The organism is Pseudomonas imperatae (assembly GCF_057128625.1).
The window spans coordinates 19162-45949 of sequence record NZ_JBSKHP010000034.1; the positions used below are offsets into that span (position 1 = coordinate 19162).

25 protein-coding genes and 1 pseudogene are annotated in these 26788 nt (G+C 65.1%); 15 read left to right on the forward strand and 11 right to left on the reverse strand.

Annotation, left to right across the window (positions count from 1 at the left end; all coding sequences use genetic code 11):
- Positions 1-37 precede the first annotated feature (37 nt).
- The 4 genes from ACWKWX_RS29145 to zur form a co-directional block, all read right to left on the reverse strand.
- Positions 38-748: a PA5502 family lipoprotein gene (locus ACWKWX_RS29145; protein WP_416421729.1), complete on the reverse strand. Its 711-nt coding sequence runs from the start codon at positions 746-748 to the stop codon at positions 38-40.
- An 85-nt stretch (positions 749-833) separates the two neighbouring features.
- Positions 834-1616, reverse strand: coding sequence for a zinc ABC transporter permease subunit ZnuB (gene znuB, locus ACWKWX_RS29150; protein WP_416421730.1), 783 nt, complete (start codon positions 1614-1616; stop codon positions 834-836).
- Positions 1609-2400 carry a zinc ABC transporter ATP-binding protein ZnuC gene (znuC, locus tag ACWKWX_RS29155; protein WP_473005006.1) on the reverse strand — a complete coding sequence of 264 codons (792 nt, stop codon included), beginning with the start codon at positions 2398-2400 and terminating at the stop codon, positions 1609-1611. Before znuC ends, znuB begins: the two co-directional genes overlap by 8 nt.
- On the reverse strand, positions 2400-2882 hold the full coding sequence (gene zur / locus ACWKWX_RS29160; RefSeq protein WP_473005007.1) for a zinc uptake transcriptional repressor Zur: 483 nt from the start codon (positions 2880-2882) through the stop codon (positions 2400-2402). The genes znuC and zur overlap by 1 nt, the downstream gene beginning before the upstream one ends.
- Positions 2883-2948: 66 nt before the next feature.
- On the opposite strand from zur, the gene ACWKWX_RS29165 reads away from it, so the two are divergent.
- Positions 2949-3872, forward strand: a complete 924-nt coding sequence (locus ACWKWX_RS29165) for a zinc ABC transporter substrate-binding protein (protein WP_476296556.1) — start codon at positions 2949-2951, stop codon at positions 3870-3872.
- Positions 3873-3966: 94 nt separating this feature from the next.
- On the opposite strand, the gene ACWKWX_RS29170 is transcribed toward ACWKWX_RS29165, so the two are convergent.
- Together ACWKWX_RS29170 and ACWKWX_RS29175 are read right to left on the reverse strand one after the other, a co-directional pair.
- Positions 3967-4917, reverse strand: coding sequence for a homoserine kinase (locus ACWKWX_RS29170; protein ID WP_473005009.1), 951 nt, complete (start codon positions 4915-4917; stop codon positions 3967-3969).
- Positions 4918-4975: 58 nt separating this feature from the next.
- The gene (locus ACWKWX_RS29175) at positions 4976-5266 is read right to left on the reverse strand and encodes a DUF2782 domain-containing protein (protein ID WP_416421735.1); all 291 of its coding nucleotides are present in this window, start codon (positions 5264-5266) and stop codon (positions 4976-4978) included.
- A gap of 74 nt (positions 5267-5340) precedes the next feature.
- Here ACWKWX_RS29175 and polA point away from each other — a divergent pair, with 74 nt between their 5' ends.
- Positions 5341-8106, forward strand: coding sequence for a DNA polymerase I (polA, locus tag ACWKWX_RS29180; RefSeq protein ID WP_483829563.1), 2766 nt, complete (start codon positions 5341-5343; stop codon positions 8104-8106).
- A gap of 336 nt (positions 8107-8442) precedes the next feature.
- Here the strand turns inward: polA and yihA are convergent, their stop codons facing one another.
- A complete protein-coding gene (gene yihA / locus ACWKWX_RS29185; protein ID WP_416421737.1) occupies positions 8443-9075 on the reverse strand; it encodes a ribosome biogenesis GTP-binding protein YihA/YsxC in 633 nt (210 codons plus the stop codon).
- 231 nt (positions 9076-9306) lie between these two features.
- Here yihA and ACWKWX_RS29190 point away from each other — a divergent pair.
- From ACWKWX_RS29190 to ACWKWX_RS29220, 7 genes and pseudogenes are all read left to right on the forward strand, one after another.
- A pseudogene (locus ACWKWX_RS29190) lies at positions 9307-9450 on the forward strand (hypothetical protein); the annotation flags it as partial.
- A complete protein-coding gene (locus tag ACWKWX_RS29195; protein WP_416421738.1) occupies positions 9450-10058 on the forward strand; it encodes a c-type cytochrome in 609 nt (202 codons plus the stop codon). The pseudogene ACWKWX_RS29190 and the gene ACWKWX_RS29195, both read left to right, overlap by 1 nt.
- Positions 10059-10214: 156 nt before the next feature.
- A complete protein-coding gene (locus ACWKWX_RS29200) occupies positions 10215-10865 on the forward strand; it encodes a thiol:disulfide interchange protein DsbA/DsbL (RefSeq protein WP_416421739.1) in 651 nt (216 codons plus the stop codon).
- A gap of 13 nt (positions 10866-10878) precedes the next feature.
- Complete coding sequence (locus ACWKWX_RS29205; RefSeq protein WP_473005011.1) at positions 10879-11757, forward strand: endonuclease/exonuclease/phosphatase family protein; 879 nt, start codon at positions 10879-10881, stop codon at positions 11755-11757.
- Entirely contained in the window at positions 11754-13790 is a 2037-nt protein-coding gene (locus ACWKWX_RS29210; protein WP_483829564.1) for a GGDEF domain-containing protein, read from the forward strand. Before ACWKWX_RS29205 ends, ACWKWX_RS29210 begins: the two co-directional genes overlap by 4 nt.
- A gap of 241 nt (positions 13791-14031) precedes the next feature.
- Positions 14032-14808, forward strand: coding sequence for an N-acetylmuramoyl-L-alanine amidase (locus ACWKWX_RS29215; RefSeq protein WP_483829565.1), 777 nt, complete (start codon positions 14032-14034; stop codon positions 14806-14808).
- A gap of 79 nt (positions 14809-14887) precedes the next feature.
- On the forward strand, positions 14888-16507 hold the full coding sequence (locus ACWKWX_RS29220; RefSeq protein WP_473005014.1) for an EAL domain-containing protein: 1620 nt from the start codon (positions 14888-14890) through the stop codon (positions 16505-16507).
- Here the strand turns inward: ACWKWX_RS29220 and ACWKWX_RS29225 are convergent.
- Entirely contained in the window at positions 16504-18291 is a 1788-nt protein-coding gene (locus tag ACWKWX_RS29225) for a KinB sensor domain-containing domain (RefSeq protein WP_483829566.1), read from the reverse strand. The genes ACWKWX_RS29220 and ACWKWX_RS29225 overlap by 4 nt on opposite strands.
- Complete coding sequence (gene algB, locus ACWKWX_RS29230; RefSeq protein ID WP_416421745.1) at positions 18288-19634, reverse strand: sigma-54-dependent response regulator transcription factor AlgB; 1347 nt, start codon at positions 19632-19634, stop codon at positions 18288-18290. The genes ACWKWX_RS29225 and algB overlap by 4 nt, the downstream gene beginning before the upstream one ends.
- Before the next feature lie 211 nt (positions 19635-19845).
- Here algB and ACWKWX_RS29235 point away from each other — a divergent pair, with 211 nt between their 5' ends.
- From ACWKWX_RS29235 to ACWKWX_RS29260, 6 genes are all read left to right on the forward strand, one after another.
- Entirely contained in the window at positions 19846-20697 is an 852-nt protein-coding gene (locus ACWKWX_RS29235; protein WP_416421746.1) for a BON domain-containing protein, read from the forward strand.
- Positions 20698-20877: 180 nt separating this feature from the next.
- On the forward strand, positions 20878-21159 hold the full coding sequence (locus tag ACWKWX_RS29240; RefSeq protein WP_473005016.1) for a hypothetical protein: 282 nt from the start codon (positions 20878-20880) through the stop codon (positions 21157-21159).
- 69 nt (positions 21160-21228) lie between these two features.
- Entirely contained in the window at positions 21229-21393 is a 165-nt protein-coding gene (locus ACWKWX_RS29245) for a DUF1328 domain-containing protein (RefSeq protein ID WP_027981030.1), read from the forward strand.
- A gap of 5 nt (positions 21394-21398) precedes the next feature.
- Positions 21399-21869, forward strand: a complete 471-nt coding sequence (locus ACWKWX_RS29250; RefSeq protein WP_483829567.1) for an inhibitor of vertebrate lysozyme family protein — start codon at positions 21399-21401, stop codon at positions 21867-21869.
- A 741-nt stretch (positions 21870-22610) separates the two neighbouring features.
- Complete coding sequence (gene gltP / locus ACWKWX_RS29255) at positions 22611-23939, forward strand: glutamate/aspartate:proton symporter GltP (RefSeq protein WP_483829568.1); 1329 nt, start codon at positions 22611-22613, stop codon at positions 23937-23939.
- Positions 23940-24042: 103 nt separating this feature from the next.
- Positions 24043-25284, forward strand: a complete 1242-nt coding sequence (locus ACWKWX_RS29260) for a nucleoside recognition domain-containing protein (RefSeq protein ID WP_476296529.1) — start codon at positions 24043-24045, stop codon at positions 25282-25284.
- Here ACWKWX_RS29260 and ACWKWX_RS29265 read toward each other — a convergent pair.
- A complete protein-coding gene (locus ACWKWX_RS29265) occupies positions 25254-25874 on the reverse strand; it encodes an ABC-type transport auxiliary lipoprotein family protein (RefSeq protein ID WP_483829569.1) in 621 nt (206 codons plus the stop codon). The two genes, ACWKWX_RS29260 and ACWKWX_RS29265, sit on opposite strands and share 31 nt — an antisense overlap.
- On the reverse strand, positions 25871-26788 hold the full coding sequence (locus tag ACWKWX_RS29270; protein WP_416421752.1) for an MlaD family protein: 918 nt from the start codon (positions 26786-26788) through the stop codon (positions 25871-25873). Before ACWKWX_RS29270 ends, ACWKWX_RS29265 begins: the two co-directional genes overlap by 4 nt.

Here is a 26788-nt window from a genome sequence, read left to right on the forward strand (position 1 = left end):
GGCAAGCCAGCTCCCACAAATTATTTGCGGCTACGGGTTATTTTCTAGGCGTGAGGACCATCTGCGCAGCCTGGTTGCGCACCACCTTGTGGTCCAGCTTCCACTCAAGGTTCGGCGCCAGTCGGGTCACGCGCTTCTTGATCAGCGTCTGCAACCACGGCCAGTCCTGGGTGCGTGGCACCACCACCAATACGTCACACTGGTAATTCACCACGTCAGTGGCAATGTCATCCAGCTGGCGCTGCAGCGCGCGGCTTTCGGTGATGTTCAGGGCCACCGGGGTGCTCTGCGCCGTGGGGTCGATGACCTTGGCCGCAGGCTTGGCTTCGGCTGCCTCCAGGGCGGCCTCGGCTTTCTCCAGCTCCGCCTTGCGCGCCTGGCGGATCGGGCCGTTGGCGCCGCCGGTCAGGGCCGGGGCCTTTGGCATCAGCGCGCGGGCGCGGGCCAGGGCGGTGGCGGCGGCGTTGACGTCACCCTTCTGCAGCACGATCTGGCTGCGCTGCAGGTAGGCCTCGGCCAACTGGCGCTGGTAAGGCTCCAGGCGTGGGTCGTCCGGGCTCTGCTTTTGCAGCGCGCCCAGTTGGTCCTCGGCGGTGGCCAACTCGCCGCTGTCGATGTTCTGTTGCAGTTGCAAAAACGCATCCGTCGCTGGCACCGGGGCGGCAGCGTCTGGCGTGTGGCTCTGGCAAGCGCCCAAGATGAGCGAAAATGCGGCAAGGAGCAGATAACGGGAGGCGAACGGCTTCATTCCTGCGACTCTCTAATTGCGCAAAAAGCGGCCAAGTCTACACCCTGTCTGAAGGCACGAAAACCTGTGAAATCCCACAGAGGCGTCAACGACGGGGCAATGCGAAGCTCAATAGGAACAGTGTAGCGGCGCAAACGACGATGGACGGACCGGCCGGCGTGTCCTTGAACCACGACATCGCCAGGCCCCCGCACACGGCGATGACGCCCAGGATACTGGCGCCCAAGGCCATCTGCTCCGGCGAGCGAGCGTGACGTTGTGCCGCGGCGGCCGGGATGATCAGCAACGAGGTGATCAGCAGCACGCCGACGATTTTCATCGCCACGGCAATGACGATGGCAATCAGCAGCATCAACGTCATGCGCAGGCCCGCCACCGGCAGGCCTTCGACCTTGGCCAGTTCCTCGTGCACGGTAACCGCCAGCAGCGGCCGCCATAGCGCCAGCACCAGCACCATGACTGCGGCGCTGCCGCCCAGGATCCAGGCAAGGTCGGTGGGGCTGATGGCCAGCAGGTCGCCGAACAGGTAGCTCATCAGGTCGATGCGCACGTCGTGCATGAAGCTCAGCACCACCAGCCCCAGGGACAGGGTGCTGGGCGCCAGGATGCCCAAAAGCGTGTCGGACGCCAGCGGCTGGCGTTGCTGCAGGGTCACCAGCAGGATCGCCAGCAGCAGGCAGCCCACGGTTACCGCCAGCGCCGGGCTGACGTCCAGCAGGAAGCCCATGGCCACGCCCAGCAGGGCGGCGTGGGACAGCGTGTCGCCGAAATAGGCCATGCGCCGCCACACCACGAACGAGCCCAGGGGGCCGGCGACGACTGCCAGGGACAAGCCGGCCAGCAAGGCGTAGAGCAGAAAATCAGCCATGCTTGCAGCCGTCTCCATGTACGTGAGGGGTTTGAACGGGGTCGCCTTCGCCGGCGACCACTTCGCCGTGCAGGTCATGGGCGTGGTCGTGGTGGTGGTGATACACCGCCAGGCTGGGCGCGTGGTCGCCGAACAGCTCGACGAACGCCGGGTCGCCGCTGACCTGTTCGGGGTGGCCGGAGCAGCACACATGGCGGTTCAGGCACACCACCTGGTCGGTGGTGCTCATCACCAGGTGCAGGTCGTGGGACACCATCAGCACGCCGCAGCCATGGCGGTCGCGCAGGCGGGTGATCAGGCTGTACAGCTCGGCCTGGCCGGCCACGTCGACGCCCTGCACCGGCTCGTCCAGCACCAGCAGTTGGGGCTCGCGCAGCAGGGCGCGGGCCAGCAGCACGCGCTGCATCTCGCCGCCGGAAATGTTCTGCACCGGGCTGTCGATGACCTGTTCGGCGCCCACTTCGGCCAGCGCCGCCAGGGCGCGCTTGCGGTCCACGCCCGGCACCAGGCGCAGGAAGCGCAGCACCGACAGCGGCAGCGTCGGGTCGACGTGGAGTTTTTGCGGCATGTAGCCGATGCGCAGCTTGGGCTTGCGCCACACCACGCCGCTGTCGGGCTTCAGCAGGCCGAGCACGGCGCGTACCAGGGTGGTCTTGCCGGCGCCGTTGGGGCCGATCAGGGTGACGATTTCGCCGCTGCGCACGCTCAGCTGGATGTTATCCAGCACGTTCTGGCCGGCGAACGTGACCGCCACCTGTTCCAGGCGGATCAGGGCATCGTTCATCAGGCGGCCTGGCAGGCCGAGCAGAGACCGACCACTTCCACCGTCTGCCCTTCGACCTTGAAGCCCACGTCGGCGGCGCTCTTGATGATGGCCTGGCTGATGGCGGGTTGTTCAAGCTCCAGCGCCACGTGGCACTCGCGGCAGATCAGGAACTGGCCCTGGTGCGCGTGCTCGGGGTGGTTGCAGCCGATAAAGGCGTTGAGCGAGGCGATGCGGTGCACCAGGCCGTTTTCCAGGAGGAAATCCAGCGCGCGGTACACGGTGGGTGGCGCCGCGCGGCGGCCGTCCTGGTCGCTGAGCACGGCGAGGATATCGTAGGCGCCCAGCGGCTTGTGGCTCTGCCACACCAGTTCCAGCACCCGGCGGCGCAGGGCGGTCAGGCGCAGGCCCATGCGTGCGCACAGGGCATCGGCTTCCGACAGGGCGCTATGCACGCAGTGGGAGTGGTCGTGGGGGCGGTTGGCCAGCGGAGTATTGGGCATGAGCGGCGACGATATCAGCAAGAGACGTTATTATATTACCTGTTCTCGCCCAGTTGAGTGGTCATTGTGTCCCGCATTTTTACTCTTTTTGTCGGTTTCTGCCTTGCCGCTGTCGTGACCGTGCCCGCCCAGGCCGAGGTTCGCGTGCTCACCAGCATCAAGCCCCTGCAGCTGATTGCCGCCGCCGTGCAGGACGGCCTGGGCAAGCCTGAAGTGCTGTTGCCGCCGGGCGCCTCGCCGCACCACTACGCCCTGCGCCCCTCGGACGTGCGCCGGGTGGCCGACGCCGACCTGCTGTACTGGATCGGCCCGGACATGGAAGGCTTCCTGCCGCGCGTGGTGGCTACCCGTGGCAAGCCTACGGTGACGATCCAGGACATGGCTGGCCTCAAGCTGCGCCACTTTACCGCGGACAGCCAGTCCCACGAGGAAGCCGACCCGGACGAGCATGACCACGACCACCGCCCCGGCAGCCTGGACTCGCACCTGTGGCTGTCGACCTTCAACGCCCGGGTGATCGCCGCGCGCATGGCTGCCGACCTGAGCAAGGCCGACCCGGCCAACGCCGCGCGCTACGCCGGCAACCTCAAGGCCTTCGACGGCCGCCTGGATGCGCTGGATGGCCGCCTGAAGTCGCGCCTGGCCGGCGTGGCCGGCAAGCCGTTCTTCGTGTTCCACGAGGGCTTCGACTACTTCGAGGATGAGTTCGGGGTCAAGCACACCGGTGTGTTCAGCGTGGCCGCCGAAGTGCAGCCGGGCGCCCAGCACGTGGCCGCCATGCGTGCGCGGTTGCAGGAAGTGGGCAAGTCGTGTGTGTTTAGCGAGCCGCCGGCGCGGCCGCGCCTGGCCGAGACGCTGACGGCAGGGTTGCCGGTGCGCCTGGCGGAGCTGGATGGCCTGGGTGGTTTTGCCGAGGCGTCGCCGCAGGGGTATGAGCAGTTGATGGAGAAGCTGGGCAACGATCTGGCGGGTTGCCTGGAGCAGCTCTGAAGGACCGCGTCGCCTTTATCGCGACCAAGGTCGGCTCCTACGCGATCTGGTAGGAGCCGACCTTGGTCGCGATAAAGGCGACGCGGAATGGCGCTTACAGCGCGAACGGCAGCGCCACGCTGACCTGCTGGCGCAACGCCAGGCGGTGTTCGAACTCCGCCGGGTCGTGGATCAGCACGTCCATTCCCGCGAACGCCTGCGCCGCCACCAGGCGCGACAGCCAGAAGCGCACGCAGGCCACGCGCAGCATCACCGGCCACAGCTCGGCCTCGGCCGCCGTGAACGGTCGCAGCGCCGCATAAGCCCCCAGCATCGCCCGCGCACGCGGCGCGTCCAGCGCGCCGGCGGCGTCCGAGCACCAGTCGTTCAGGCTGATGGCCAGGTCGTACAGCATCGGCCCGGAGCAGGCGTTGTAGAAGTCGATCACGCCCGTCAGGTGGGTGCCCTCGAACATGGCGTTGTCGCGGAACAGGTCGGCGTGCAGGTTGGCGCGTGGCAGGGCCAGGATCTGCGCCTTGTGCGCCTTGATCTCTTCCAGCGCGCTGCGCAGCAGGGCAGCGGCCTCGCTGCCCAGCTGGCCGATCTGGCGCTCGCCCTCTTCCAGCATCCAGTCCAGGCCGCGGTCGGTCTTGCGCTCGAGCACGTGGTCGCGGGTGGCCAGGTGGATGTGGCTGATCAGCTCGCCCATCTGCACGCAGTGCTGGCTGTTGGGTTCCTTGATGTGCTTGCCCGGCAGGCGCGGCTGCAGCAGCGCCGGCTTGCCGGCCAGTTCGCGCAGGGCCACGCCGTCGGTAGTACGCAGCGCGTACGGCACCGGCAGGTTGGCCTCGTGCAGCACGTCCAGCAGTTCCACGAAGTACGGCAGGTCCTGCACCGGGCCGCGTTCCACCAGGGTCAGGACGTACTCGCCCTGTTCCAGGCTGATGAAGAAATTGCTGTTCTCGGTACCGGCGGCAATGCCCTGGAAGTCGCGAAGACGGCCCAGGCCGTAAGGTGCGAGAAAGGTTTCAAGCTCAGGCCGCGACAGGGGTGTAAACACTGACATGAAAAATTTGCCCATACTGGCACCCCGTCGGGGGTGCCCGGTTGAAGTTAAGGTTGAGTCATTTCCATTCGAAGATCTTCCATGCCGGAATCAGCATGTCCGGCTGATCAGACCGGATGTAGTTGGCATCGGTACCGTCGGCGCGAACCAGAAAGTACGGCTTGCCGTGTTTCGGGGTGATCTTGATCGCGTACAGGAAGCCATTCTGCCGGTATTCCTGGACTGTTTTGTCGCCTTCCTGGCGAATGGTGACATCCGGATCAGCCGTTACACCTTCATCCGCGGCCATCACGGCCATCGGACAGGCGATCAACAGACTGGCCAGCAACAAGCGTTTAGCGGTTCGCATGATAACCTTGTCCCTTTGTCGTCAATGTTCCGGACATTCTAGCGCCGGACCCGCCGAAAAGGTTGATTCTGCTCATGAGCAAAGCTCCCCTCGTCCTGGTGGACGGTTCTTCCTACCTGTATCGGGCGTTCCATGCGCTGCCACCACTGACCACCTCCAAGGGAATGCCGACCGGCGCGGTCAAGGGCGTGCTGAACATGCTCAAGAGCCTGCGCAAGCAGTACCCCGACAGCCCGTTCGCCGTGGTGTTCGACGCCAAGGGCGGCACGTTCCGCGATGAAATGTTCGCCGACTACAAGGCCAACCGCCCGAGCATGCCCGACGACCTGCGCGTGCAGGTCGAGCCGCTGCACGCCAGCGTGCGCGCCCTGGGCTACCCGCTGCTGTGCGTGGACAACGTGGAGGCCGACGACGTCATCGGCACCCTGGCCCGCAGCAGCGCCGCCGCCGACCGCCCGGTGATCATCTCCACCGGCGACAAGGACATGGCCCAGCTGGTGGATGGCCACGTGACCCTGGTCAACACCATGACCGGCAGCGTCATGGACATCGAGGGCGTGAAGGAAAAATTCGGCGTGGGGCCGGAGCACATCATCGACTATCTCGCCCTGATGGGCGACAAAGTCGACAACATCCCCGGCGTTCCCGGTGTGGGCGAGAAAACGGCCGTGGGCCTGCTGGTGGGTATCGGTGGCGGCCTGAAGGAGCTTTACGAGAACCTCGACAAGGTCCCTGCCCTGCCGATTCGCGGCGCGAAGAACCTGCCGGCCAAGCTTGAAGAGCACAAGGACATGGCGTTCCTGTCCTACCAGCTGGCCACCATCAAGATCGACGTCGCGCTCGACGTGGAAGTGGAAGCCCTGGTGTGCGGCGAGCCGGACCGCGAGGCCCTGGTGGAGCTGTACACCGAGCTGGAATTCAAGAGCTGGATCGATGAGGTGCAGCGCGACGCCAAGCGCGCCGGCCAGGAAGTGGTGGCCGAGGCCGCCCCGGTGGCTGCGGTGGAAACCCGCTACGAAACCATCCTCGACCAGGCGCGTTTCGATGCGTGGTTGGAAAAACTGAACCAGGCCGAGCTGTTCGCCTTCGACACCGAGACCACCGGCCTGGACGCCCAGAAGGCGCAGCTGGTAGGCCTGTCGTTCGCCGTGCAGCCTCACGAAGCGGCCTACATCCCGCTGACCCATTCCTACATGGGCGCTCCCGAGCAACTGGACCGTGACACTGTGCTGCGCGCGCTCAAGCCGCTGCTGGAAGACCCGGCCAAGGCCAAGGTCGGCCAGAACGCCAAGTACGACATGAACATCCTGGCCAACTGCGCCATCGGCGGTGATCCGGCCCAGGGCATCAACGTCCAGGGTGTGAAGTTCGACACCATGCTTGAATCCTACGTGCTGGACTCCACCGCTACTCGCCATGACATGGACAGCCTGGCGGCCAAGTACCTGGGCCACACCACCATCACCTTCGAACAGATCGCCGGCAAGGGCGCCAAGCAGCTGACCTTCGACCAGATTCCCCTGGAACAGGCTGGCCCCTATGCGGCGGAAGACGCCGACGTGACCCTGCGCCTGCACCAGCTGTTCCAGGCCAAGCTGGCCGCGGCGCCAAGCCTGATCAACGTGGTGGATAACATCGAGATGCCGCTGGTGCCGGTGCTGGCCAAGATCGAGCGCCAGGGCGCGCTGGTCGACGCCGCGCTGCTGGGCGTGCAGAGCGGCGAGCTGGGCGGGAAGCTGGCCGAGCTGGAGCGCCAGGCCTACGAGATCGCCGGTGAGGAGTTCAACCTCGGTTCGCCAAAACAGCTGGGCGTGATTCTCTACGACAAGCTGGGCATGCCGGTGCTCAACAAGACCGCCAAGGGCCAGGCGTCCACCGCCGAAGCGGTGCTGGCGGAGCTGGCCGAGCAGGACTTCCCGCTGCCCAAGGTGCTGATGCAGTACCGCTCCCTGAGCAAGCTGAAGAGCACCTACACTGACCGCCTGCCGGAGCAGATCAACCCGCGCACCGGGCGTATCCACACCTCCTACCACCAGGCGGTGGCCGCCACCGGCCGCCTGTCGTCCAGCGACCCGAACCTGCAGAACATCCCCATCCGCACCGCCGAAGGCCGGCGCATCCGTCAGGCCTTCGTGGCACCGGCGGGCTACAAGCTGCTGGCGGCGGACTACTCGCAGATCGAGCTGCGCATCATGGCCCACCTGGCCAAGGACGAAGGCCTGCTGCACGCCTTCCAGAACAACCTCGACGTGCACCGTGCCACGGCCGCGGAAGTGTTCGGCGTGGCGCTGGAGCAGGTCACCATCGACCAGCGCCGCAGCGCCAAGGCCATCAACTTCGGCCTGATCTACGGCATGAGCGCCTTCGGCCTGGCCAAGCAGATTGGCGTCGACAACAAGCAGGCCAAGGAATACATCGACCGCTACTTCGCCCGCTACCCCGGCGTGCTGGCCTACATGGAGCGCACGCGCACCCAGGCCGCCGAGCAAGGCTACGTGGAAACCCTGTTTGGCCGCCGCCTGTACCTGGCCGACATCAACGCCAAGAACCCGGCCTTGCGCAAGGGCGCCGAGCGTACCGCCATCAACGCGCCGATGCAGGGCACGGCGGCGGACATCATCAAGCGCGCCATGGTGGCCGTGGATGGCTGGCTGGGCGAGTCGGGCCTGGACGCCCGGGTGATCCTGCAGGTACACGACGAACTGGTGCTGGAAGTGCGCGAAGACCTGGTCGAGCAGGTCAGCGAGCAGATCCGCCCGCACATGAGCGGTGCCGCCGAACTGGATGTGCCGTTGCTGGTGGAAGTGGGCGTGGGCAATAACTGGGACGAGGCGCACTGATAGCGGTGCGTTCGGACGCGGCCTTTGGCCGCTGCTACGGGGGTTGTGTTCGGACGCGGAATGGCGATGCGTTCGGGCGTCCGGACCGCAACCTCCGTAGCAGCGGCCGAAGGCCGCGTCTAAGCAGCCACCCGCTTAGGACAATAAGTTTTGAGCGGTGCGGGAACTAAACCTGTCAAACCCGACTCAGAGTACCTGAATGGCTGGTGAAGCCGTTCGATGCTCCTATGTTGTGTTAAGTGTTGGCAGATATCTGGACCCCGCCCTAGCGGTCCGGAACTTGGACCCCGAACTTCCCCTCCCCATACGAAGTCCGGGGTTTTTTTTGCCTGGAATTCAGCCTTCGACCTTGTCCGGCAGTTCCATCCAGCGCGCCAGCACGGCGTAGGCGTCTTCCAGGCCCATGCGCTTGGGCGCCGAGAACAGCTGGATGCTGACCGCATCACCCCAGCCCTTGCGAATTTCCGACTGCACCTTGAGCAAGGTGTTCTTGGCCGCGCCGTAGGTCAGCTTGTCGGCCTTGGTCAGCAGGATGTGCATGGGCATGTGGCTGGCCACCGACCAGTCGAGCATCAGCTGGTCGAAGTCAGTCATCGGGTGGCGGATGTCCATCATCAGGATCAGGCCCTTGAGGCTCTCGCGGCTGCCCAGGTACGCCTCGAGGTGGCGCTGCCAGTGCTGCTTGAGCGGGATTGGCACCTTGGCGTAGCCGTAGCCGGGCAAGTCCACCAGGCGGCGTTCCTCGTCCAGCTGGAAGAAGTTCAGCAGCTGCGTGCGCCCCGGGGTCTTGGATGTGCGCGCCAGGCTGGCGTGGGTCAGGGTGTTCAGGGCGCTGGACTTGCCGGCGTTGGAGCGGCCGGCGAAGGCTACTTCAAAGCCTTCGTCGTCGGGGCACTGGTCGACCTTGGCGGCGCTGAGCGAGAAGGTAGCCTGTTGGCACAGACCGAGGATGGGGTTTTTGACTTGCATGTGATTTCCGCTGTGGGGCGACGCCGGGCAAGGGCCCTGGCAGGCGGGTCGTTTCCGCTTCGCTGACGTCGGTAGTATATAATGCCGTAGATTTCGTGTGTGCTTTGTCCCGTTGCCGGGGACACACCTTGGGGGCATCTCTGTCGTAGTTGCGCATTAGAACGCAAATTTCCCCAACCCTGAACCTCTCGTTTCAGGACGAAACAGCGGCTTGCTGCTAGCGTCTTTGATGTAATACAGGGTTTCAAGGCTATGCCGCCGCGTGGATTGTGCACGGACTGCAGTGCCGAAGACTACAAGACCGTAATCCACTGGATGAGCGGCCCAAGCCTGCGGCACAGATCTATCACCCTTAGCCGTAGTTGGATTAGCTGATGAAAAAAATAATAGTAAGTCTGCTTGTGACCGCAGCAGGGCTGACCGGCATGGCCCATGCGGCGGGTGACCCGGCTGCCGGGCAGGCCAAGGCGGCGGTCTGTGGTGCCTGCCACGGGCCGGACGGCAACAGCATGGCGCCCAACTTCCCGAAACTGGCCGGCCAGGGCCAGCGCTACCTGGACAAACAGCTGCACGACATCAAGTCGGGCAAGCGCCAGGTGCCCGAGATGACTGGCCTGCTGACCAACCTCAGCGACCAGGACCTGGCTGACCTTGCCGCCTATTTCAACAGCCAGAACGGCAGCGTCGGCGCCGCCGACCCCAACCTGGTGGCCAAGGGCGAGGCGCTGTTCCGCGGCGGCAAGCTGGATAGCGGGATGCCGGCCTGCACCGGCTGCCACTCGCCCAACGGCGTCGGCAACCCCATGGCTGGCTTCCCGCACCTGGGCGGCCAGCATGCGCAGTACGTGACCAAGCAGCTCACTGACTTCCGCGAGGGCAACCGCACCAACGACGGTGACACCATGGTCATGCGCAGCATCGCCGCCAAGCTCAGCAACAAGGACATCGAGGCCCTGGCGTCCTACGTGCAGGGCCTGCACTGAAGCGCTTGTCTTGCCTTGAAATGAAACAATTAAAAAGGGCGGCCATGGCTGCCCTTTTTCATGAAGTCTGCCGTTACACTAGCGAACTGAACCCTTCGGCAACGGGTCTCACGGCCCGTCGCCGCATGGCGATCCCTTTTTGCTCAGGAGTAAAGCATGCGTAATCTGATCCTCGGCGCCGCGCTGGTCGCAGCCAGCCTGTTCGGCATGACCGCCCAAGCCGCCGATGCCCCGCTGGAAGCGGGCAAGCAATACGTGGAACTGACCAGCCCGGTGCCGGTCGCCCAGCCTGGCAAGATCGAAGTGGTCGAAATGTTCTGGTACGGCTGCCCGCACTGCTACGCCTTCGAGCCAACCATCAACCCATGGATCGAGAAGCTGCCGGCTGACGTGCACTTCATCCGCATCCCTGCCATGTTTGGCGGCCCGTGGGACCTGCACGGCCAACTGTTCATCACCCTCGACATGATGGGTGTGGAGCACAAGGTGCACTCGGCCGTGTTCGACGCCATCCAGAAACAAGGCAAGCGCCTGACCGACCCTGAGCAGATGGCCGACTTCGTCGCCACCCAGGGCGTGGATCGCGCCAAGTTCCTGGAAACCTACAAATCGTTCGCGGTGCAGGGCAAGGTCAAGCAGTACAAAGACCTGGCCGTGGCCTACGGTGTGCAGGGCGTGCCGACCATGATCGTCAACGGCAAGTACCGTTTTGACCTTGGCACTGCAGGTGGCCCTGAAGAAACGCTGAAAGTGGCCGATGCACTGATTGCCAAAGAACGTGCAGCCAACAAGAGCGCTGCCAACTAACCTCAGGTGACCTGTGCGCCGCTGGAGAACCGAACGTGTCGTTGGCCTGCGTGATCCGCGGGTCAACGAGCATCATGTAAACACCAGCGGCCTCCCCGAGGATGGCCGGCTGCGCCTGCTCAGTTTCAACATCCAGGTTGGCATCAGCACCGAACGCTACCGCCACTACCTGACGCGCAGCTGGCAACACCTGTTGCCGCACACCGGCCGCACCAACAACCTGCAGAAGATCGGCAGCCTGCTCGCTGACTTCGACCTGGTGGCCCTGCAGGAGGTGGACGGCGGCAGCATTCGATCCGGTTACGTCAACCAGGTCGAATACCTGGCCCACCTGGGCGCCTTCCCCTACTGGTACCAGCAACTCAACCGCAACCTTGGCCGCCTGGCCCAGCACAGCAACGGCATTCTCAGCCGCTTGCGCCCCTGGAGCCTGGAAGACCACCCGTTGCCCGGCCCGGCCGGCCGCGGTGCCATCCTGGCGCGCTTTGGCGAGGGTGACGAGGCGCTGGTGGTGGTCATGATGCACCTGGCCCTGGGCACGCGTACCCGGGCGCGGCAACTGGCCTACATTCGCGAACTGATTGGCGGCTACAAGCACCAGATCCTCATGGGCGACATGAACACCCATGCCAGCGACCTGCTGCAGCATTCGCCCCTGCGCGACCTGGGCCTGCTGGCGCCCCAGGCCGAAGCCACGTTTCCCAGCTGGCAGCCCAAGCGTTGCCTTGATCATATTTTGCTCAGCCCCAGCCTGACCCTAGAACGGGTGCAGGTGCTGGCCCAACCCATTTCCGATCATCTGCCCGTGGCGGTAGAGATCCGCTTGCCCGACACCCTCGTGGCCGACGCGCTGCCGGCGCTTCGCCCCTCACCTCGCAGACCCTTGGCATGACCGAAGAAGCCCAGCGCTGGAAAGAGAAGTACCTCAAGAGTATTGAACAGCAGGAGAAGCTGGAGCGCCGCTGGAATGCACGGCTCGACCTGTTGCGCCGCGGCCTGGTGCGCAGCACCCTGGCTGCCGAGGGTACCGACAAGGCCGTGGACCAGTGCATGAAGGAAATGCGCGAGGTGGTGCGCACCGACGACATGGACGCCGGGCTGGCCGCACTGATTCCACGCCTGGAAAAGGCCGTGCTGGATTCCGAACAGCGCCGCGAAACCCGTGTCACCCAGATCAGCACTGCACTGACCGCGCTGGTCGACCAATTGCAGACGCTGCCGCTGCCCCGCGATGTCAGCAAGCCGCTGAAGAAGTTTGCCAAGCAGCTGGAGGAACGCGCCGGCCAGGCGCGGGAGATTCCGCTGCTGCTCAGTGAACTCAGTGGCCTGCAAGGCCAGGCCCTGGCGGGCATTGAGCATACCGCCGACTCGCAGCGCCAGGGGCTGTTCCAGCGCCTGTTCGGTGGCCGTGACGCCGAGCAGCCGGAAGCCGTGCCAGAGCCTTCGCCTGTGCAGCCACAGCCCGTCGCTGCTGCCGCCCCGGCCGTGGTGGAGGCGCCGCCGGTTGAGGTGCTTGATGTTGCGCCGGCAGCTGAAACCCCAGCCCTGGCGCCGCAACCTGCACCGACGCCTGTTGAAGTGGCTGCACCTGAGCCCGCGCCCCAACTACAGCCCCTGCTGCAGCCGGCCCAGCCCCCGGAGCCCGACGAGCCAGTGGCGCAGCCGGTCGACGAGCAGCCGGCCCTGCAGGTGCAGCCCTTCGTACCCACGGTGCTGGCCGCCGCCAGCGAGCCGCCCGCCGCTGCCCCCGAGGTCGCGCCGCCGGTGTTCATCGACCGCCTGCCGCTGCCTTCGGTAATGGCCGAGGCGATCGCCGCCATCGATCCCCAGGAGCCTGGCGAGGAGCTGCTGTACGCCCTGCCCCCCTCGCCAGAACCGTCCTACAGCTCGGTGGCCGCGCACATCGAAGAAACCCTGCTGGGGCTGCTCAACGACCTGACGCTACCGGAACGGCATCGCCCGCAGGCCGAGGCCATGCAGGACCGGCTGCGCCACGGGCTGAACTGGTACGAGTTGCTGCCGATTCTCGACGACCTGGCCACCCTGACGCTGGCCATCAACGACAGCGGCCAGCATGATTTCGAGCTGTACCTCAAGCAGTTGAACGAGCGCCTGGATACCTTCCAGAACCATCTGCAGGCGGCCAGCGAAGGCCATGCCGACAGCCGCTCGGCCGCCCGCGAGCTGGACAACCAGTTGCGCGAGCACGTCGATGGCATGCAGACCAGCATGCAGGGCGCCACCGACGTGGCCAGCCTCAAGCAGGTCCTGGAACAGCGTCTGGAAGGCCTGATCGGCACCATTGATGCCCACCAGCAGCAACGCGACCAGCGCGAACAGGAAATTGCCACGCGCCTGCAAGGCCTGGCCGAACGCGTGGCCAGCATGGAAGGCGAAGCCCAGGGCTACCGCGAGCACCTGGAAGAGCAGCGCCAGAAGGCGCTGATCGACCCGCTCACCGGCCTGCCCAACCGCGCGGCCTGGACCGAGCGCCTGGAGCAGGCCGTGGCCCTGCGCCAGGAGGACGGCAGCGAGCTGCTGCTGGCGATGCTGGACCTAGATCACTTCAAGTCCATCAACGACAGCTACGGCCACCTGGCCGGCGACAAGGTGCTGAAGATCATCGCCAACGAACTGCGCAAGCGCCTGCGGCCCATGGACTTCATGGCACGCTTTGGTGGTGAGGAGTTCGTCATGTTGATCCCGCACACCTCCATGATCGAAGGCGTGCGCCTGGTGGAAACCCTGCGCGCGGCGGTGGAAGCCTGCCCGTTCCACTTTAAGGGCCAGCGCGTGACCATCACCATTTCCATCGGCCTCGCCGGCTTCCGTGGCGGCGAGCGCAGCGAACTGGTGCTCAAGCGCGCCGACGAAGCCCTGTACCGCGCCAAGGCGGCTGGCCGCAACCGCGTGCTCCACGCCTGACGCCCCCGTAGCAGCAACTGTCTTGTGGGAGCTGGCTTGCCAGCGAGCTTTTAGGCCCCAACAACTCGCTGGCAAGCCAGCTCCCACAGGATGTAGCAGCTGCCGCAGGCTGCGTCTTGCATGCGCGGTGCCTCAGGCTCACAGCGGCGGCCATGACGCGGCCTTTGGCCGCTGCTACGGGGTTGTGGTGGCGGTGTGTTATACTATTGCATTACTGCCCACCAAGTTGCCGCCCACCTTTATGAAATTCCTCGGCTGTGCCCTGCTGTTGCTCGCGTTGGCGGGCTGTACCAATGGTCTGCGTATCGACCGCAGCCATCCCTCGGTCAACCATGACAGCCGGATTCAGTTCGTGGTGCTGCACTACACCTCGGCATCGGACGAGCGCTCGCTGGCGCTGCTGACCCACGGCGAGGTCAGCGCCCATTACCTGGTGGGCCTCAACCCGCCCACCGTGTACCAGCTGGTGGATGAAAGCCAGCGCGCCTGGCACGCCGGCGAAAGCGAGTGGGATGGCCGCACCTGGCTCAACTCCAGCTCCATCGGTATCGAGATTGTCAACCCAGGCTTCACCGACGGCCCCAGCGGCCGGCTCTGGTACCCCTACACCGAGGCCCAGATCCAGGCCGTGGAAGCGCTGCTCAAGGGCATCGTCAAGCGCTACAACATCGAACCACGGCACATCATCGGCCACAGCGACATCGCCCCCCTGCGCAAGCAGGACCCGGGCCCGCTGTTCCCCTGGAAGCGCCTGGCCGACGAAGGCCTGGGCATCTGGCCCGACGCTGGCGCCGTGGCGCGCAACAAGGCCCGCTTCGAGGTCAACCCGCCGAGCATGACCTGGTACCAGCAGCAGCTGTCGCGCCTGGGCTACCTGACCGTGCAGACCGGCCAGCTGGACGTCACCACCCGCCACGTCATCGCCGCGTTCCAGATGCACTTCCGCCCGGCCCGCTTCGACGGCGAGCCCGACGCCGAAACCGCCGCCATCCTGCAGGCGCTCAACAGCCAGCGCTGAGTTGCCCAGCTCCGCCCAACGGCAAGGCTAAATCCCGTCCAGTTGCTATACCTCAAGGTGAGCAACTGGATATTCACCCATGTCTTCCGCCTACGTGCGTCTTCGCAGCGCCCTTTATCGTCCCTGGTTAATGGCGACGCTGGCGGCTGTCGCGTGCGCGGCGCTGTTGCTCAGCGCTAGTTTCGGGCTGGTGATGCACCAGGTCCAGCAGACTGAAATCGAGCAGATGAATGCCCGTGGCGACCGTTTCCTCGACCGCCTGGAGCAGATCTTCGGCCAGCTGCGCGAGAGCGTCGACCTGCTCAACGAACAGAACCTGCGCGGCTGCGGGCCGGCGATGACGGCGGCCCTGCAACAGGTGGGCTTCGACAACCGCTTCGTCTACGACGCGGTCTACAACGATGGCGAGCAAAGCTGCTCCAGCCGCCCGGCCGAGGCTGGCACCCTGGCCATGCGTGCCCCGGACATCAAGGGCCCGACCTACAGCTATTGGCTCAACACCACCACGCAGCCCGACGATAACCTCGCCGCCCTGCGCCTGGGCCGGGGGCCGTTCAGCGTGTCCACCTCCCGCGGGCACCTCACCGACGTGGTCGACCTGGCACCCGGCGGCAGCCTGCTGGTGGTACTCGACAAGGGCAAGCGCGCAGTGCCGGTGCTGGGCCCGGCCCAGGCCTGGCCGCCAGCCAGCGATTGGCCGCCGCCCTCGCAACAGCCGCTGCTGGTGACCCGCGACAGCCTGATCTACCGCATGTTCACCAAGTCGCCGGACTACCAGCTGGTGTTGATCGCACCGCGGACCAACCTGCTGCCGAAAATGAACGCGGCCTTGTGGGCGCTGTTCCCCGGCAGCCTGCTGCTGGCCGGGTTCGTGGGCTGGATGGTGCTTGAACTGGTGCGCGAACGCCGCTCCCTGAGCAATGAACTGCAGGGGGCGTTGCGCCGGGGCGAGCTGAAGGTGCTGTACCAACCGATCTTCGACCTCAACAGCCGACGATGCGTGGGCGCCGAGGCGCTGGTGCGCTGGCGTCGCCCGGATGGCACGCTGACCAGCCCCGATCTGTTCATCCCCATGGCGGAGAACACCGGCCAGATTCGCGAAATCACCGATTTTGTCCTGCAACAGCTGTTGGAACAGTTAGGCCAGCTGCTTCGTGCCAACCCCCACCTGTATGTCTCGGTGAACCTGGCGGCCGTCGACGTGATGGTGCCGCGCATTGGCCGCGTGGTCGCACGGCTGCTGGCCCAGCACCGGGTGTCGGCGCACCAGATTGCCTTCGAAGTGACCGAGCGCGGCCTGATTGACGTGGTGGTGGCGCGTGACAACCTGCAAGCCTTGCGGGACGTGGGCCATCAAGTGCTGATCGACGACTTCGGCACCGGCTATTGCAGCCTGGCCTACCTGCAGACGCTGCCGGTGGACTGCCTGAAAATCGACAAGGCGTTCATCGACGCCCTGGGCCATGACGCCGCCAGCAGCGGCGTGGCCCCGCACATCATTCGCATGGCCCACGCGTTGCAGCTGCGGGTGATTGCCGAGGGCATCGAGCTGGAGGCCCAGGCGCTGCTGCTGAGCAGTGAAGGGGTAAACTACGGCCAGGGCTGGCTGTTTGCCCACCCGCTCAACGCGCGGCAGTTCAGCGAACTGGTGACCCGCGGCCGGCGCCTGGCGGGCCGGCGCATCGACGACGAGGCCTAGAGCGGCAGGGTCATGTAGAACTGCGTGCCCTGCCCCGGGCGTGAATACACGCCCATGCGCCCGCCGTGTAGCTGCACGATCTCCTTGCACAGCGCCAGGCCCAGGCCGGCGCCGCCTTTCTTGCGGCCCACCTGCACGAAGGGCTCGAAAATGCGCCCCTGCTGGCCGTAGGCAATGCCCTCGCCGTTGTCTTCCACGCTGATGATCACCCGTTCGGCATGGCGCCGCGCCTGCAGGCGAATGCGCCCGCTGTGTGGGGTGTGGCGCAGGGCGTTGTCCAGCAGGTTGTCGAGCACGCGGTCCAGCTGGGCCTGGTCGGCGTGCAGGCGCGGCAGGGCGTCCTGGTGTTCGATCACCAGGTCGATATCGTTCTCCCGCGCCTGCTCGGTGAAGCGCTGCTGGGCACGGCTGAGCAGGTCGTCGATGGCGCACGGCCCGCGGGTGAGTTTCTGCAGGCCGTTCTGGTAGCGGGAGAAGTTCAGCAGGTCGTTGATCAGCTGCATCAGCCGCTGCATCTCTTCTTTCACCGTGTCGAAGAGGTCGGCCTCGCGGGAGTCGGGGGCGAAGTGCACGCGCTCCTGCAGCAGGCCGAAGGCCATGTGCATGCCGGTGACCGGGGTGCGCAGCTCGTGGGAGGCGCGCAGCACGAACTCGCTGCGCACCCGCTCGAAGGCGCGCTGCTCGGTGACGTCGTGCAGCACCATCACCGCGCCGAGGATATGCCCCTCGGTGTGGCTGACCGGGGTCAGGCTGTAGGCCAGCAGGCGGGTTTCGCCGTCCAGCTCGAAGCTCAGGTCTTCCAGCGCCCGCTCCAGGCTGCCGCCGCGCAGGATCAGCTTCAGCTGCGTGTCCATCTCCGGGCGCTGCAAGGCCTCGCCCAGGCCCATGCCCACGCGGTCATTTTCCCAGCCCAATTGCCGCTGGGCTACCGGGTTGAGGTGCTCCAGGCGGCCCTCGCGGTCAATCATCAGCAGGCCGTCGTCGATGCTGTCGAGCACCGCCTGCAGGCGTTGCTGGCCGGCCAGCAGTTCGTCGACGTTGGTTTCCTGGTGCTTGCGCAGCACCTGGGCCATGGTGTCGAAGCGCTGGGTCAGTTGGTTGAGCTCGGCCGCCGAAGACTGTGGCAAGGCCACATCGAAATTGCCCTGGCTGATGTTGTCGGCGGCCGTGGCCAGCGCCTCGATGGGTTCGCCAAAGCGCCGGGCGATGTTGTGCGCGGTAAAGAAGCCGATCAGCAGCACCGCCAGGCCCACCAGCCCCAGCAGCGCCGAGACCATGACCGCACGTTCGTGGGTGCTTTCCTGGGCGGTATTGATGTTGTCCAGCGCCTGCTTGTGGGCGTCGAGCATGCCGTTGCGCAGGGCGTTGAGGGCGTCGCTGAAGGCGGGGTTGTCGCTGATGTCGCCGTCCTGGGCGATGGCCTGCTGGTAGGCGGCCAGGAAGCGCTGGTAGTCGCGGGCGGTCTGGGTGAAACCGGCGGGCTGGTCGTGTTCCTGCTCATGGGCCAGGCCCTGGCTGATCAGGTCCTGGAACTGCTGCTGGGAGTTGGCCAGGGCGTTCTTGTCGGACTGCTCGTTGAGCATCATGATCAACTGGTCGCCCAGGTTCTGGCGCAGCTTGAGCCCCAGGTCCAGGGAGACGAAGTTGTAGTGCACCAGGCCTTCCTGGGACCTGGCCAGCTGCATCACGCTGACCAACCCCAGGGCAAGGCCCAGCAAGGCCACGGTGATCAGCGCCGAGAAGCTGAGAAACAGCCGGGTCCGCAACTTCATCGGCAACCTCACAGGTTGTACTGTTTGCGTTTGCGATACAGCGTCGAGGCGTCGATGCCCAGGGTCTTGGCCGCCTGGTCCAGGGTGTCGCTGGTGGCCAGCACGGCGCCGATGTGGGCTTTTTCCAGCTCATCCAGGCTCAGCGCCGCGCCAATGCGCGGGGCATTGTTGGCCGGTTGCTCGGCCATGCCCAAGTGGCTGACTTCCACGCGTTCCTGGGCACAGATGATGCTGGCGCGTTCCACCACGTTGCGCAGTTCGCGGATGTTGCCTGGCCAACGATAGTTGAGCAGCGCCGCCCGTGCCTCCTCGCTGAAGCCGCGCGCGGGGCGGGCGTATTCCTTGACGAAGCGCGCCAGGAAGCGGTCGGCCAGGGTCAGGATGTCCTCGCTGCGCTCGCGCAGGGGCGGCAGGTGCAGGGTGATGACGTTGAGGCGGTACAGCAGGTCTTCGCGGAAGCGCCCTTCGCGCACCATGTCCTCGAGGTTGAGGTTGGTGGCGGCGAGGATGCGCACGTCGGCGCGGCGGGTGACCGGGTCGCCCACGCGCTCGTATTCCTTGTCCTGGATGAAGCGCAGCAGCTTGGGCTGCAAGGTCAGCGGGAAGTCGCCGATCTCGTCGAGGAACAGGGTGCCGCCGTCGGCCTGGTTGACCCGGCCCAGGGTGCTTTCGCTGGCGCCGGTGAAGGCGCCGCGGCTGTGGCCGAACAGCTCGCTTTCCATCAGCTCGGCGGTCAACGACGGGCAGTTGATGGTCACGCAGGCTTTTTTCGCGCGCTTGCTCCAGCCGTGGATGGCACGGGCCAGCTCGCCTTTACCCGTGCCCGACTCACCCAGGATGAGGATGTTGGCGTCGGTATTGGCCACCTGGCGGGCGGTCTCCAGCACCACCATCATGGCCGGGCTATGGGAGTCCAGGCCGTCCTTGGGTTTGCGCACCTCGCCTTCCAGCGCTTCCAGGCGGGCCGACAGCTGGCGCACTTCCAGCTGCTTGGCGGTGGCCAGGCGCAGTTGGTCTGGGCTGCAGGGCTTGACCAGGTAATCGGCGGCGCCGGCCTGGATGGCGTCCACGGCGGTGTCCACCGCCGAGTGGGCGGTGACGATCACCACGCGCATCCACGGCGCCTGGATGCGCATCTGCGCCAGTACGTCCAGGCCGTTGTCCTCGCCCAGGCGCAAGTCCAGGAAGCACAAGTCGAACACCTGGCGCTGCATCAGCGCGTCAGCCTGCGCCGCACTGTTGGCGGTGGCGACGCTGTAGCCTTCGTCTTCCAGGCAGTAACGGAAGGTGCGAAGGATGGCGGACTCATCATCCACCAAGAGGATTCGGCCTTGGTGTTCCGTGCCAGCTTCCATTTTCCTACGCTCCTTTAAGAATTGTCTTGGGTTAGTGTCAGAATAATCGGGCAAGTTGCATGGTCAATTCTGATTCATTCGGCGACCTGCATGGTAACTATCTGTTGATAACTGCACTAACCCACTGGTTCCCAAAGAAAAAATAGAAAATTAAGCCCTTGGCATGGCCGTTGCGGGTCTCACCCGACCGTCTGTAATAAGGAGCTTTGTCATGAATGCCCTCAAACGCCTGGCCCTGGCCTGTTCACTGGGCGCCGTGCTGGCGCCCGCCATGAGCCACGCCGCGACCCTCGACACCAACCAGGTCAGCAGCCAACTGCAAGCCGCCCGGCAGGAAGGGTCGATCTGGACGGCCTTCGCCCTCAATCGTCACCTGAGCCCGTTCAAGATCGACGTCAGCGTCGCCAACGGGGTAGCGACGCTCAAGGGCCAGGTAGAGAACGAGGTGGACCGCGACCTGGCCGAGCAGATTGCCGCGCAGACCTCCGGCATCACCAAGGTCGACAATCTGCTGACCGTGGACCCGACCCTGGCCAACCAGCCGCCCGTGCAGAAGCGCATCGCCCAGCGTTTCGATGACGCCACCCTGACCGCCACCATCAAGTCCAAGCTGCTGTGGAACAGCGCCACCCAGGCGCTGGACACCGAGGTGGACACCCAGAACGGCGTGGTGACCCTGAAGGGCCAGGCGCAGACCGCCGACGCCAAGCAGATGGCCGGCGACCTTGCGCAGAACACCGAGGGCGTGACCCAGGTGAACAACCTGATCAGCCTGGGTGCCGCCGACACCCAGACCACCCAGGCCGAAGCCCAGGCCAAGACCACCGAGGCCTCCATCAGCGATGCGTGGATCACCAGCAAGGTCAAGGCCAGCCTTCTATATAGCCGCGACGTGGATGGCATCAACATCAAGGTCGACACCAAAAGCGGCATGGTCACCTTGGGCGGCGTGGTGGCCAGCACCGAAGAGAAGGCCCAGGCGGTGGAAATCGCCCGCAACATTCGCGGCGTGCGCGGGGTGGACGCCGACCTGCTCAAGGTAGCCGGCAAGAGCACCGGCTGAGCCCATCGTGCAAAACGCCCGAGCAACCTGTGGCCATCGTGCAGGTTGCTCGCCACAGGGTCTTGTTTCTACGTCTTAACCACCTGATTTCATTGAAATTTTTCTTAATTTAAAACTGGCACGCTGTCTGCAATATCCCTATCAAGCAGTGATGATCATCAAACCAAGAGGAGTTACAGGATGAGCCGCCAATGTCTAGCCCATTTGCCGATCTCTTCCCAGCAGATCCAACAGGGTCTGTCCGTGACCCTTGCTTTGATGATCACCCTGCTTGCCGGCCAGTTTTATCAGCACTGGCACGAAGGCCACGAGGCGCAACTGGCCCAGGCCCATCCGGCAATCAGCTATCCGCATTTCAATGCCGTCAGCGCCGGCGCCGTCCACCCGTCCCAAGACACGGCCTTGCTGCAACGGGCCGAGAGCAACGACCAGGTGGAGCGGCACCAGAGCTGGGTGTTCTAGATGAAGCCTCGCCCCTGGCGAGATCGCAGTAGGCAGCACCCCATTTAAAAAACGGTAAGGAGAGTCACCATGTTGAGTTGGGCAGTCACATTCCTGATCATCGCCATCATCGCCGCGGTACTGGGCTTCGGTGGTATCGCTGGCGCCGCGACCGGGATCGCCAAGATCCTGTTCATCGTCTTCCTGGTGCTGTTCGTGGCCTCCTTCATCTTTGGCCGTCGTGGCCGAGGCTGACGCCAATGAAAGGCATGACCTTCAAGGCTGCCACCGTGGCCCTGCTGTTGGGCTGCGGTGGCATGGCGGTGGCGGCCAATGACGGCCAGGTGCAGGTCAACGGCTTGTTGAGCAGCGACCCGCAGTACCGCGACACATGGCAAGGCGTCGTCAGGAAAGAGGAACGGGTGCCCGATTGGGTGCTGAACCTCACGGGCGTTTCCGAGCAGCAGATGTCGGCCGTGGAAGAAGGTGGCGACAAGTACCTGGTGGGCCCGCTGTGCGAAAGCCAGCAGGTCTGCAAGAACCACCGGCTGATTGTTGCCTTCAGTTGGAACAAGAAGCACGCGTACGGCATGTTGGTGGACGTCCCCGAGGGGCTGCCCGCCGACAAGTCGCCGACCCGCCACGCCGACTACCGTTGGCTGGGCAATCCGGACCAGGGCATGCAAGCCCTGTTGATGGAGCAACTTAAAAAGGACCCAAACTGGTACTGACCAGTGGTTTCCAAAGAAGCTGAACCTTTTCAATGATTTAGCTTCTACTAACTGCGCCCGCCCGAGGAGGGCCGACGCATGACCAAGGGGCCGGGACGCTTTGATTGCCGCATGATCGGAGTGACCTAGGGGTACAGGGAGTGCCTCCAGCCGTGGGCCAGGTCAGGAGAAAGCTGCGACGGAAGTCCGCGTGCCAGCAATGGCCGGACTTCCGGAGAGCTTGATACTTGAAAGAACCGCCAGGTGAGCTTCGGCGGTTTTTTTGCGTTTGGTCGGCTGGTAAGGGCTTCAGGCAGGGACTTTTTGTCGCAGCGCGGCTGACCATCTATCGCGATTTTTTTCCCTCTTGCTCCACCGCCGCCGCGCGAAAAGCGCGTTCGGATTGTCGAACAATGCTCGGCCAACCCCCCGTTTAAAGGGGCGTATCGGCTGATTGGGTGCCGTTTCGGCCACTGTCGATAATCCGAACGGGTGTAGAGCAACCCGTTGTGACGTCCGTTCGCCACAAAAAATATCATGCCGATTCGGCATAGGGTAGGCGTTTACGGCATTAGACGTCGCGAGCCTGCATCGGAATAGTTGCGCCTTTTTTCGATGGCCAGAGCCGCATGGGTTCGGTCGCGAAAACCTTCTACGGGGGCATCCGCAGACCTGCCTGAACGAGCTTGCAAGGCTCAAGCCTGCGGGTTACGGCGGATCTAACGCAGATGTCCCGGATTCACTTGAAGCAAGGGTAATAATATGAAGAAGGCAAAACTCAGCCTCGCCTGGCAGATCCTCATCGGTCTGGTACTGGGCATTGCATTGGGCGCGTTGCTCAACCACTTCAGTGCCGAAAAGGCCTGGTGGATCAGTAACGTCCTGCAACCGGCTGGTGACATCTTCATTCGCCTGATCAAGATGATCGTTATCCCGATCGTGATTTCGTCACTGGTCGTCGGTATCGCCGGAGTGGGCGACGCGAAGAAGCTGGGCCGCATCGGCCTCAAGACCATCCTGTATTTCGAGGTCGTGACCACCATCGCGATCGTCGTGGGCCTGCTGCTGGCCAACGTGTTCCACCCTGGAACCGGCATCGACATGAGCACCCTGGGTACCGTGGACATCTCGCAATACGAGAAGACCACCTCCGAGGTTTCCCATGACCACGCGTTCATCGCCACCATCCTCAACCTGATCCCGTCGAACATCTTCGCGGCCATCGCCCGTGGCGACATGCTGCCGATCATCTTCTTCTCGGTGTTCTTCGGCCTGGGCCTGTCGAGCCTGCCGGGTGAAACCCGCGAGCCGCTGGTGAAGATCTTCCAGGGCGTGTCGGAGACCATGTTCAAGGTCACCCACATGATCATGAACTATGCGCCGATCGGTGTGTTCGCCCTGATCGCCGTGACCGTGGCCAACTTCGGCTTCGGCTCGCTGCTGCCGCTGGCCAAGCTGGTGATCCTGGTCTACGTCGCCATCCTGTTCTTCGCCATTGCCGTGCTGGGCCTGGTGGCCAAGCTGTTCGGCTTCTCGGTGTTCAAGCTGTTCCGCATCTTCAAGGATGAACTGGTACTGGCCTACTCCACCGCCAGCTCCGAGACCGTGCTGCCGCGCGTGATCGAGAAGATGGAAGCCTACGGCGCGCCGAAGGCCATCAGCAGCTTCGTGGTGCCGACCGGCTACTCGTTCAACCTCGACGGTTCGACCCTGTACCAGAGCATCGCGGCCATCTTCATCGCCCAGCTGTACGGCATCGACCTGTCGATCAGCCAGCAGGTGATGCTGGTGCTGACCCTGATGGTCACCTCCAAGGGTATCGCCGGCGTACCGGGCGTGTCCTTCGTGGTACTGCTGGCCACCCTGGGCAGCGTGGGCATCCCGCTGGAAGGCCTGGCCTTCATCGCCGGTGTCGACCGCATCATGGACATGGCCCGTACCGCACTGAACGTGATCGGCAACGCCCTGGCCGTGCTGGTCATCTCGCGCTGGGAAGGCATGTACGACGACGCCAAGGGCGCGCGCTACTGGAACTCGCTGCCGCACTGGCGCAGCAAGGCAGCCGCTGCCGGCAAGGCTGTCGCCGAGTAACCGCGTTTCGGAAACATCTGCAAACCCCGACCCCCGTGTCGGGGTTTGTCGTTTCTGGACGGGGGCCGCTATCATTCGCGGCAACTTCCTTGGGGTATGACTGATGCTTAACGGCCTTTGGCTCGGCTTTTTCGTGGTGGCGGCGATCTCCGCCCTGGCCCAATGGCTGGTGGGTGGCAACGCCGGCATCTTCGCGGCCATGGTGGAAAGCATCTTCGCCATGGCCAAGCTGTCGGTCGAGGTGATGGTGCTGCTGTTCGGCACCCTGACCCTGTGGTTGGGCTTCCTGCGCATTGCCGAAAAGGCCGGCATCGTTGACTGGCTGGCCAAGGTGCTGGGCCCGCTGTTCGCCCGGCTGATGCCCGAAGTGCCCCGTGGCCACCCTGCCCTGGGCCTGATTACCCTGAACTTCGCTGCCAACGCCCTGGGCCTGGACAACGCTGCCACGCCCATTGGCCTCAAGGCCATGCGTTCGTTGCAGGAACTCAACCCCAGCACCACCACCGCCAGCAACGCGCAGATCCTGTTCCTGGTGCTCAACGCCTCGTCGCTGACGCTGCTGCCGGTGACCATCTTCATGTACCGCGCCCAGCAGGGCGCGCTGGACCCGACCCTGGTGTTCCTGCCCATCCTGCTGGCTACCAGCGCCTCCACCCTGGTGGGCCTGCTGTCGGTGGCGGTGATGCAGCGCCTGCGCCTGTGGGACCCGGTGGTGCTGGCCTACCTGATTCCCGGCGCGCTGCTGCTGGGCGCGTTCATGGCCCTGCTGGCGGGCATGTCGGCGGCGGCGCTGGCCAGCCTGTCGTCGATCCTGGGCAACCTGACGCTGTTCGGCCTGATCATGCTGTTCCTGGTCATCGGCGCGCTACGCAAGGTCAAGGTCTATGAAACCTTCGTGGAGGGCGCCAAGGAAGGCTTCGACGTGGCCAAGAACCTGCTGCCGTACCTGGTGGCGATGCTCTGCGCCATCGGCGTGCTGCGCGCCTCCGGGGCCCTGGAGTTCGGCCTCGATGGCATTCGCCATGTGGTGCAGTGGCTGGGCCTGGACACCCGCTTCGTCGACGCCCTGCCCACCGCCATGGTCAAGCCGTTCTCCGGCAGCGCCGCGCGGGCCATGCTGATCGAGACCATGCAGAGCAAGGGCGTGGACAGCTTCCCGGCGCTGGTGGCCGCCACCATCCAGGGCAGCACCGAGACCACTTTCTACGTGCTGGCCGTGTACTTCGGCGCCGTGGGCATCCAGCGGGCCCGCCACGCCGTGGGCTGCGCGCTGCTGGCAGAGTTCTCCGGCGTAGTGGCGGCCATTGCCGTGTGCTACTGGTTCTTCGGCGCCACGGCGGCCTGAGCCAGGGTCCATTCGATCACCTGGGCGCTGAGGCGGTCGCTGGCCTGGCCGAAGGCGGCGACCACGTTCGGCACCGCAGTGCCTGCTACCGCCTGGCTGACCTCGAAGCGGCGGCTGGCGAGGATACGCTGGCTGCGGCCATCCACCAGCCGTGCATCCAGGCGCACGCGCACGCTGACGCCGCCGGCGGCGTATTCACTCTGGAATGCGTGCAACTGCCCACCCAGCTCGAAATCCGCCTGCACGGTGCTGTCGTCGTTGCTCAGGCCGCGCAGGCGGCCGTCGCTGATGAAGGCGTCGAGCAGGCGGTTGCGCAGCAGCACTGGCGCCGGGTCGCTCCAGCGCGCGCCTTTGTAGCTGCTCACCACGTCGCCCTGGGGCAGCACAGCGATGCGCGGGCTGTTCAAGGCGTCACCGGCCTGGGGTTTGCCGATGCGCAGCGTCCAGGGCAGGCTGGGGCCGCCGTGGGCCGTGGTTGCGGCAGTGGGCAGGCGGTAGACGTCGGCCGGCTCGGCCTTGGGCAGGATCGAGCAGGCGGCCAGCAGGCCGATGACCAGGCCCAGGGCCATCCCACGCAGCACGGCACTCATGGTTCAAACTCCTTGTTCTGGTCGCGGCCCAGCAGGTAGCCGCCGGGGTTGGCCTGCAGCCGTTGGGTGATGGCCTTCAGCGCAGTGAGGGTGTCGCGCAGCTCGCGAATCGCTGGCGCGAGCTGGTTCAGGCCTTGCAGGCCGCCGTTGACGGCGTCGCGGTTGTTCGCCAGAAGCCCGTTGAGCGTGGCGGCGCTCTGCTGCAGCGACTGCATCGCCTGTTGGGCGCTGCCCATGGCCTGGCGGCCCTGCTGGTTGAGCAGGCCGTTGGCGTTGTGCACCAGCTGGCCGGCCTGGTTCAGGGTGCCCGCCGCCTGGCTGATGGCCTGGCGGATGTCGTCGCGCTGGGCGGCGATGCTGCCGGTCACCTGTTCCATGTGTTCCAGGGTGGCGCTGAAGCGGTCGACGTTTTCCGCCGACAGCAGGCGGTTGGCGTTGGCCAGCAGCTGGTTGACGCTGGCCATCAGGTCGTTGCTGTTGGTCAGCAGGCGGGCGATGGGCGACGGCGAGGCGACGATCACCGGCAGGCGGCCCTTGTCGCCCGTCAGCGTCGGGCTTTGCGGGGTGCCGCCGCTGAGCTGGATGATCGAGGTGCCGGTGATGCCGTTGAGCGCCAGCTTGGCGAGGGTGTCCTGCTTGACCGGGGTTTCGCCGGTCAGGCGGATGCGGGCCAGCACCCGGCGCGGGTCTTGCGGGTCCAGGCGCAGCTGGGTGACGTCGCCGACCTTGATGCCGCTGTACTGCACCGAGCTGCCGCGGGACAGGCCGGTGACGGCTTCGTTGAACACCACCTCGTAGTCGTTGAAGGCGCTGTCGACGCTGGATTTCGCCAGCCACAGGCCGAACAGCAACGCGCCGACCACCACCAGCACGGTGAACAGGCCGATCAACACGTGATGGGCGCGGGTTTCCAT

Bases quoted from the DNA above. Each gene is read 5' to 3' on its own strand.
- ACWKWX_RS29260 (WP_476296529.1), top strand. From the start codon at position 24,043: ATGCTTAACGGCCTTTGGCTCGGCTTTTTCGTGGTGGCGGCGATCTCC.
- ACWKWX_RS29200 (WP_416421739.1), top strand. From the start codon at position 10,215: ATGCGTAATCTGATCCTCGGCGCCGCGCTGGTCGCAGCCAGCCTGTTC.
- ACWKWX_RS29195 (WP_416421738.1), top strand. From the start codon at position 9,450: ATGAAAAAAATAATAGTAAGTCTGCTTGTGACCGCAGCAGGGCTGACC.
- ACWKWX_RS29235 (WP_416421746.1), top strand. From the start codon at position 19,846: ATGAATGCCCTCAAACGCCTGGCCCTGGCCTGTTCACTGGGCGCCGTG.
- ACWKWX_RS29175 (WP_416421735.1), bottom strand. From the start codon at position 5,266: ATGCGAACCGCTAAACGCTTGTTGCTGGCCAGTCTGTTGATCGCCTGT.
- ACWKWX_RS29250 (WP_483829567.1), top strand. From the start codon at position 21,399: ATGAAAGGCATGACCTTCAAGGCTGCCACCGTGGCCCTGCTGTTGGGC.
- ACWKWX_RS29265 (WP_483829569.1), bottom strand. From the start codon at position 25,874: ATGAGTGCCGTGCTGCGTGGGATGGCCCTGGGCCTGGTCATCGGCCTG.
- ACWKWX_RS29145 (WP_416421729.1), bottom strand. From the start codon at position 748: ATGAAGCCGTTCGCCTCCCGTTATCTGCTCCTTGCCGCATTTTCGCTC.
- ACWKWX_RS29170 (WP_473005009.1), bottom strand. From the start codon at position 4,917: ATGTCAGTGTTTACACCCCTGTCGCGGCCTGAGCTTGAAACCTTTCTC.
- ACWKWX_RS29215 (WP_483829565.1), top strand. From the start codon at position 14,032: ATGAAATTCCTCGGCTGTGCCCTGCTGTTGCTCGCGTTGGCGGGCTGT.
- ACWKWX_RS29210 (WP_483829564.1), top strand. From the start codon at position 11,754: ATGACCGAAGAAGCCCAGCGCTGGAAAGAGAAGTACCTCAAGAGTATT.
- yihA (WP_416421737.1), bottom strand. From the start codon at position 9,075: ATGCAAGTCAAAAACCCCATCCTCGGTCTGTGCCAACAGGCTACCTTC.
- algB (WP_416421745.1), bottom strand. From the start codon at position 19,634: ATGGAAGCTGGCACGGAACACCAAGGCCGAATCCTCTTGGTGGATGAT.
- ACWKWX_RS29245 (WP_027981030.1), top strand. From the start codon at position 21,229: ATGTTGAGTTGGGCAGTCACATTCCTGATCATCGCCATCATCGCCGCG.
- ACWKWX_RS29270 (WP_416421752.1), bottom strand. From the start codon at position 26,788: ATGGAAACCCGCGCCCATCACGTGTTGATCGGCCTGTTCACCGTGCTG.
- zur (WP_473005007.1), bottom strand. From the start codon at position 2,882: ATGCCCAATACTCCGCTGGCCAACCGCCCCCACGACCACTCCCACTGC.
- ACWKWX_RS29220 (WP_473005014.1), top strand. From the start codon at position 14,888: ATGTCTTCCGCCTACGTGCGTCTTCGCAGCGCCCTTTATCGTCCCTGG.
- gltP (WP_483829568.1), top strand. From the start codon at position 22,611: ATGAAGAAGGCAAAACTCAGCCTCGCCTGGCAGATCCTCATCGGTCTG.
- ACWKWX_RS29240 (WP_473005016.1), top strand. From the start codon at position 20,878: ATGAGCCGCCAATGTCTAGCCCATTTGCCGATCTCTTCCCAGCAGATC.
- polA (WP_483829563.1), top strand. From the start codon at position 5,341: ATGAGCAAAGCTCCCCTCGTCCTGGTGGACGGTTCTTCCTACCTGTAT.
- znuC (WP_473005006.1), bottom strand. From the start codon at position 2,400: ATGAACGATGCCCTGATCCGCCTGGAACAGGTGGCGGTCACGTTCGCC.
- znuB (WP_416421730.1), bottom strand. From the start codon at position 1,616: ATGGCTGATTTTCTGCTCTACGCCTTGCTGGCCGGCTTGTCCCTGGCA.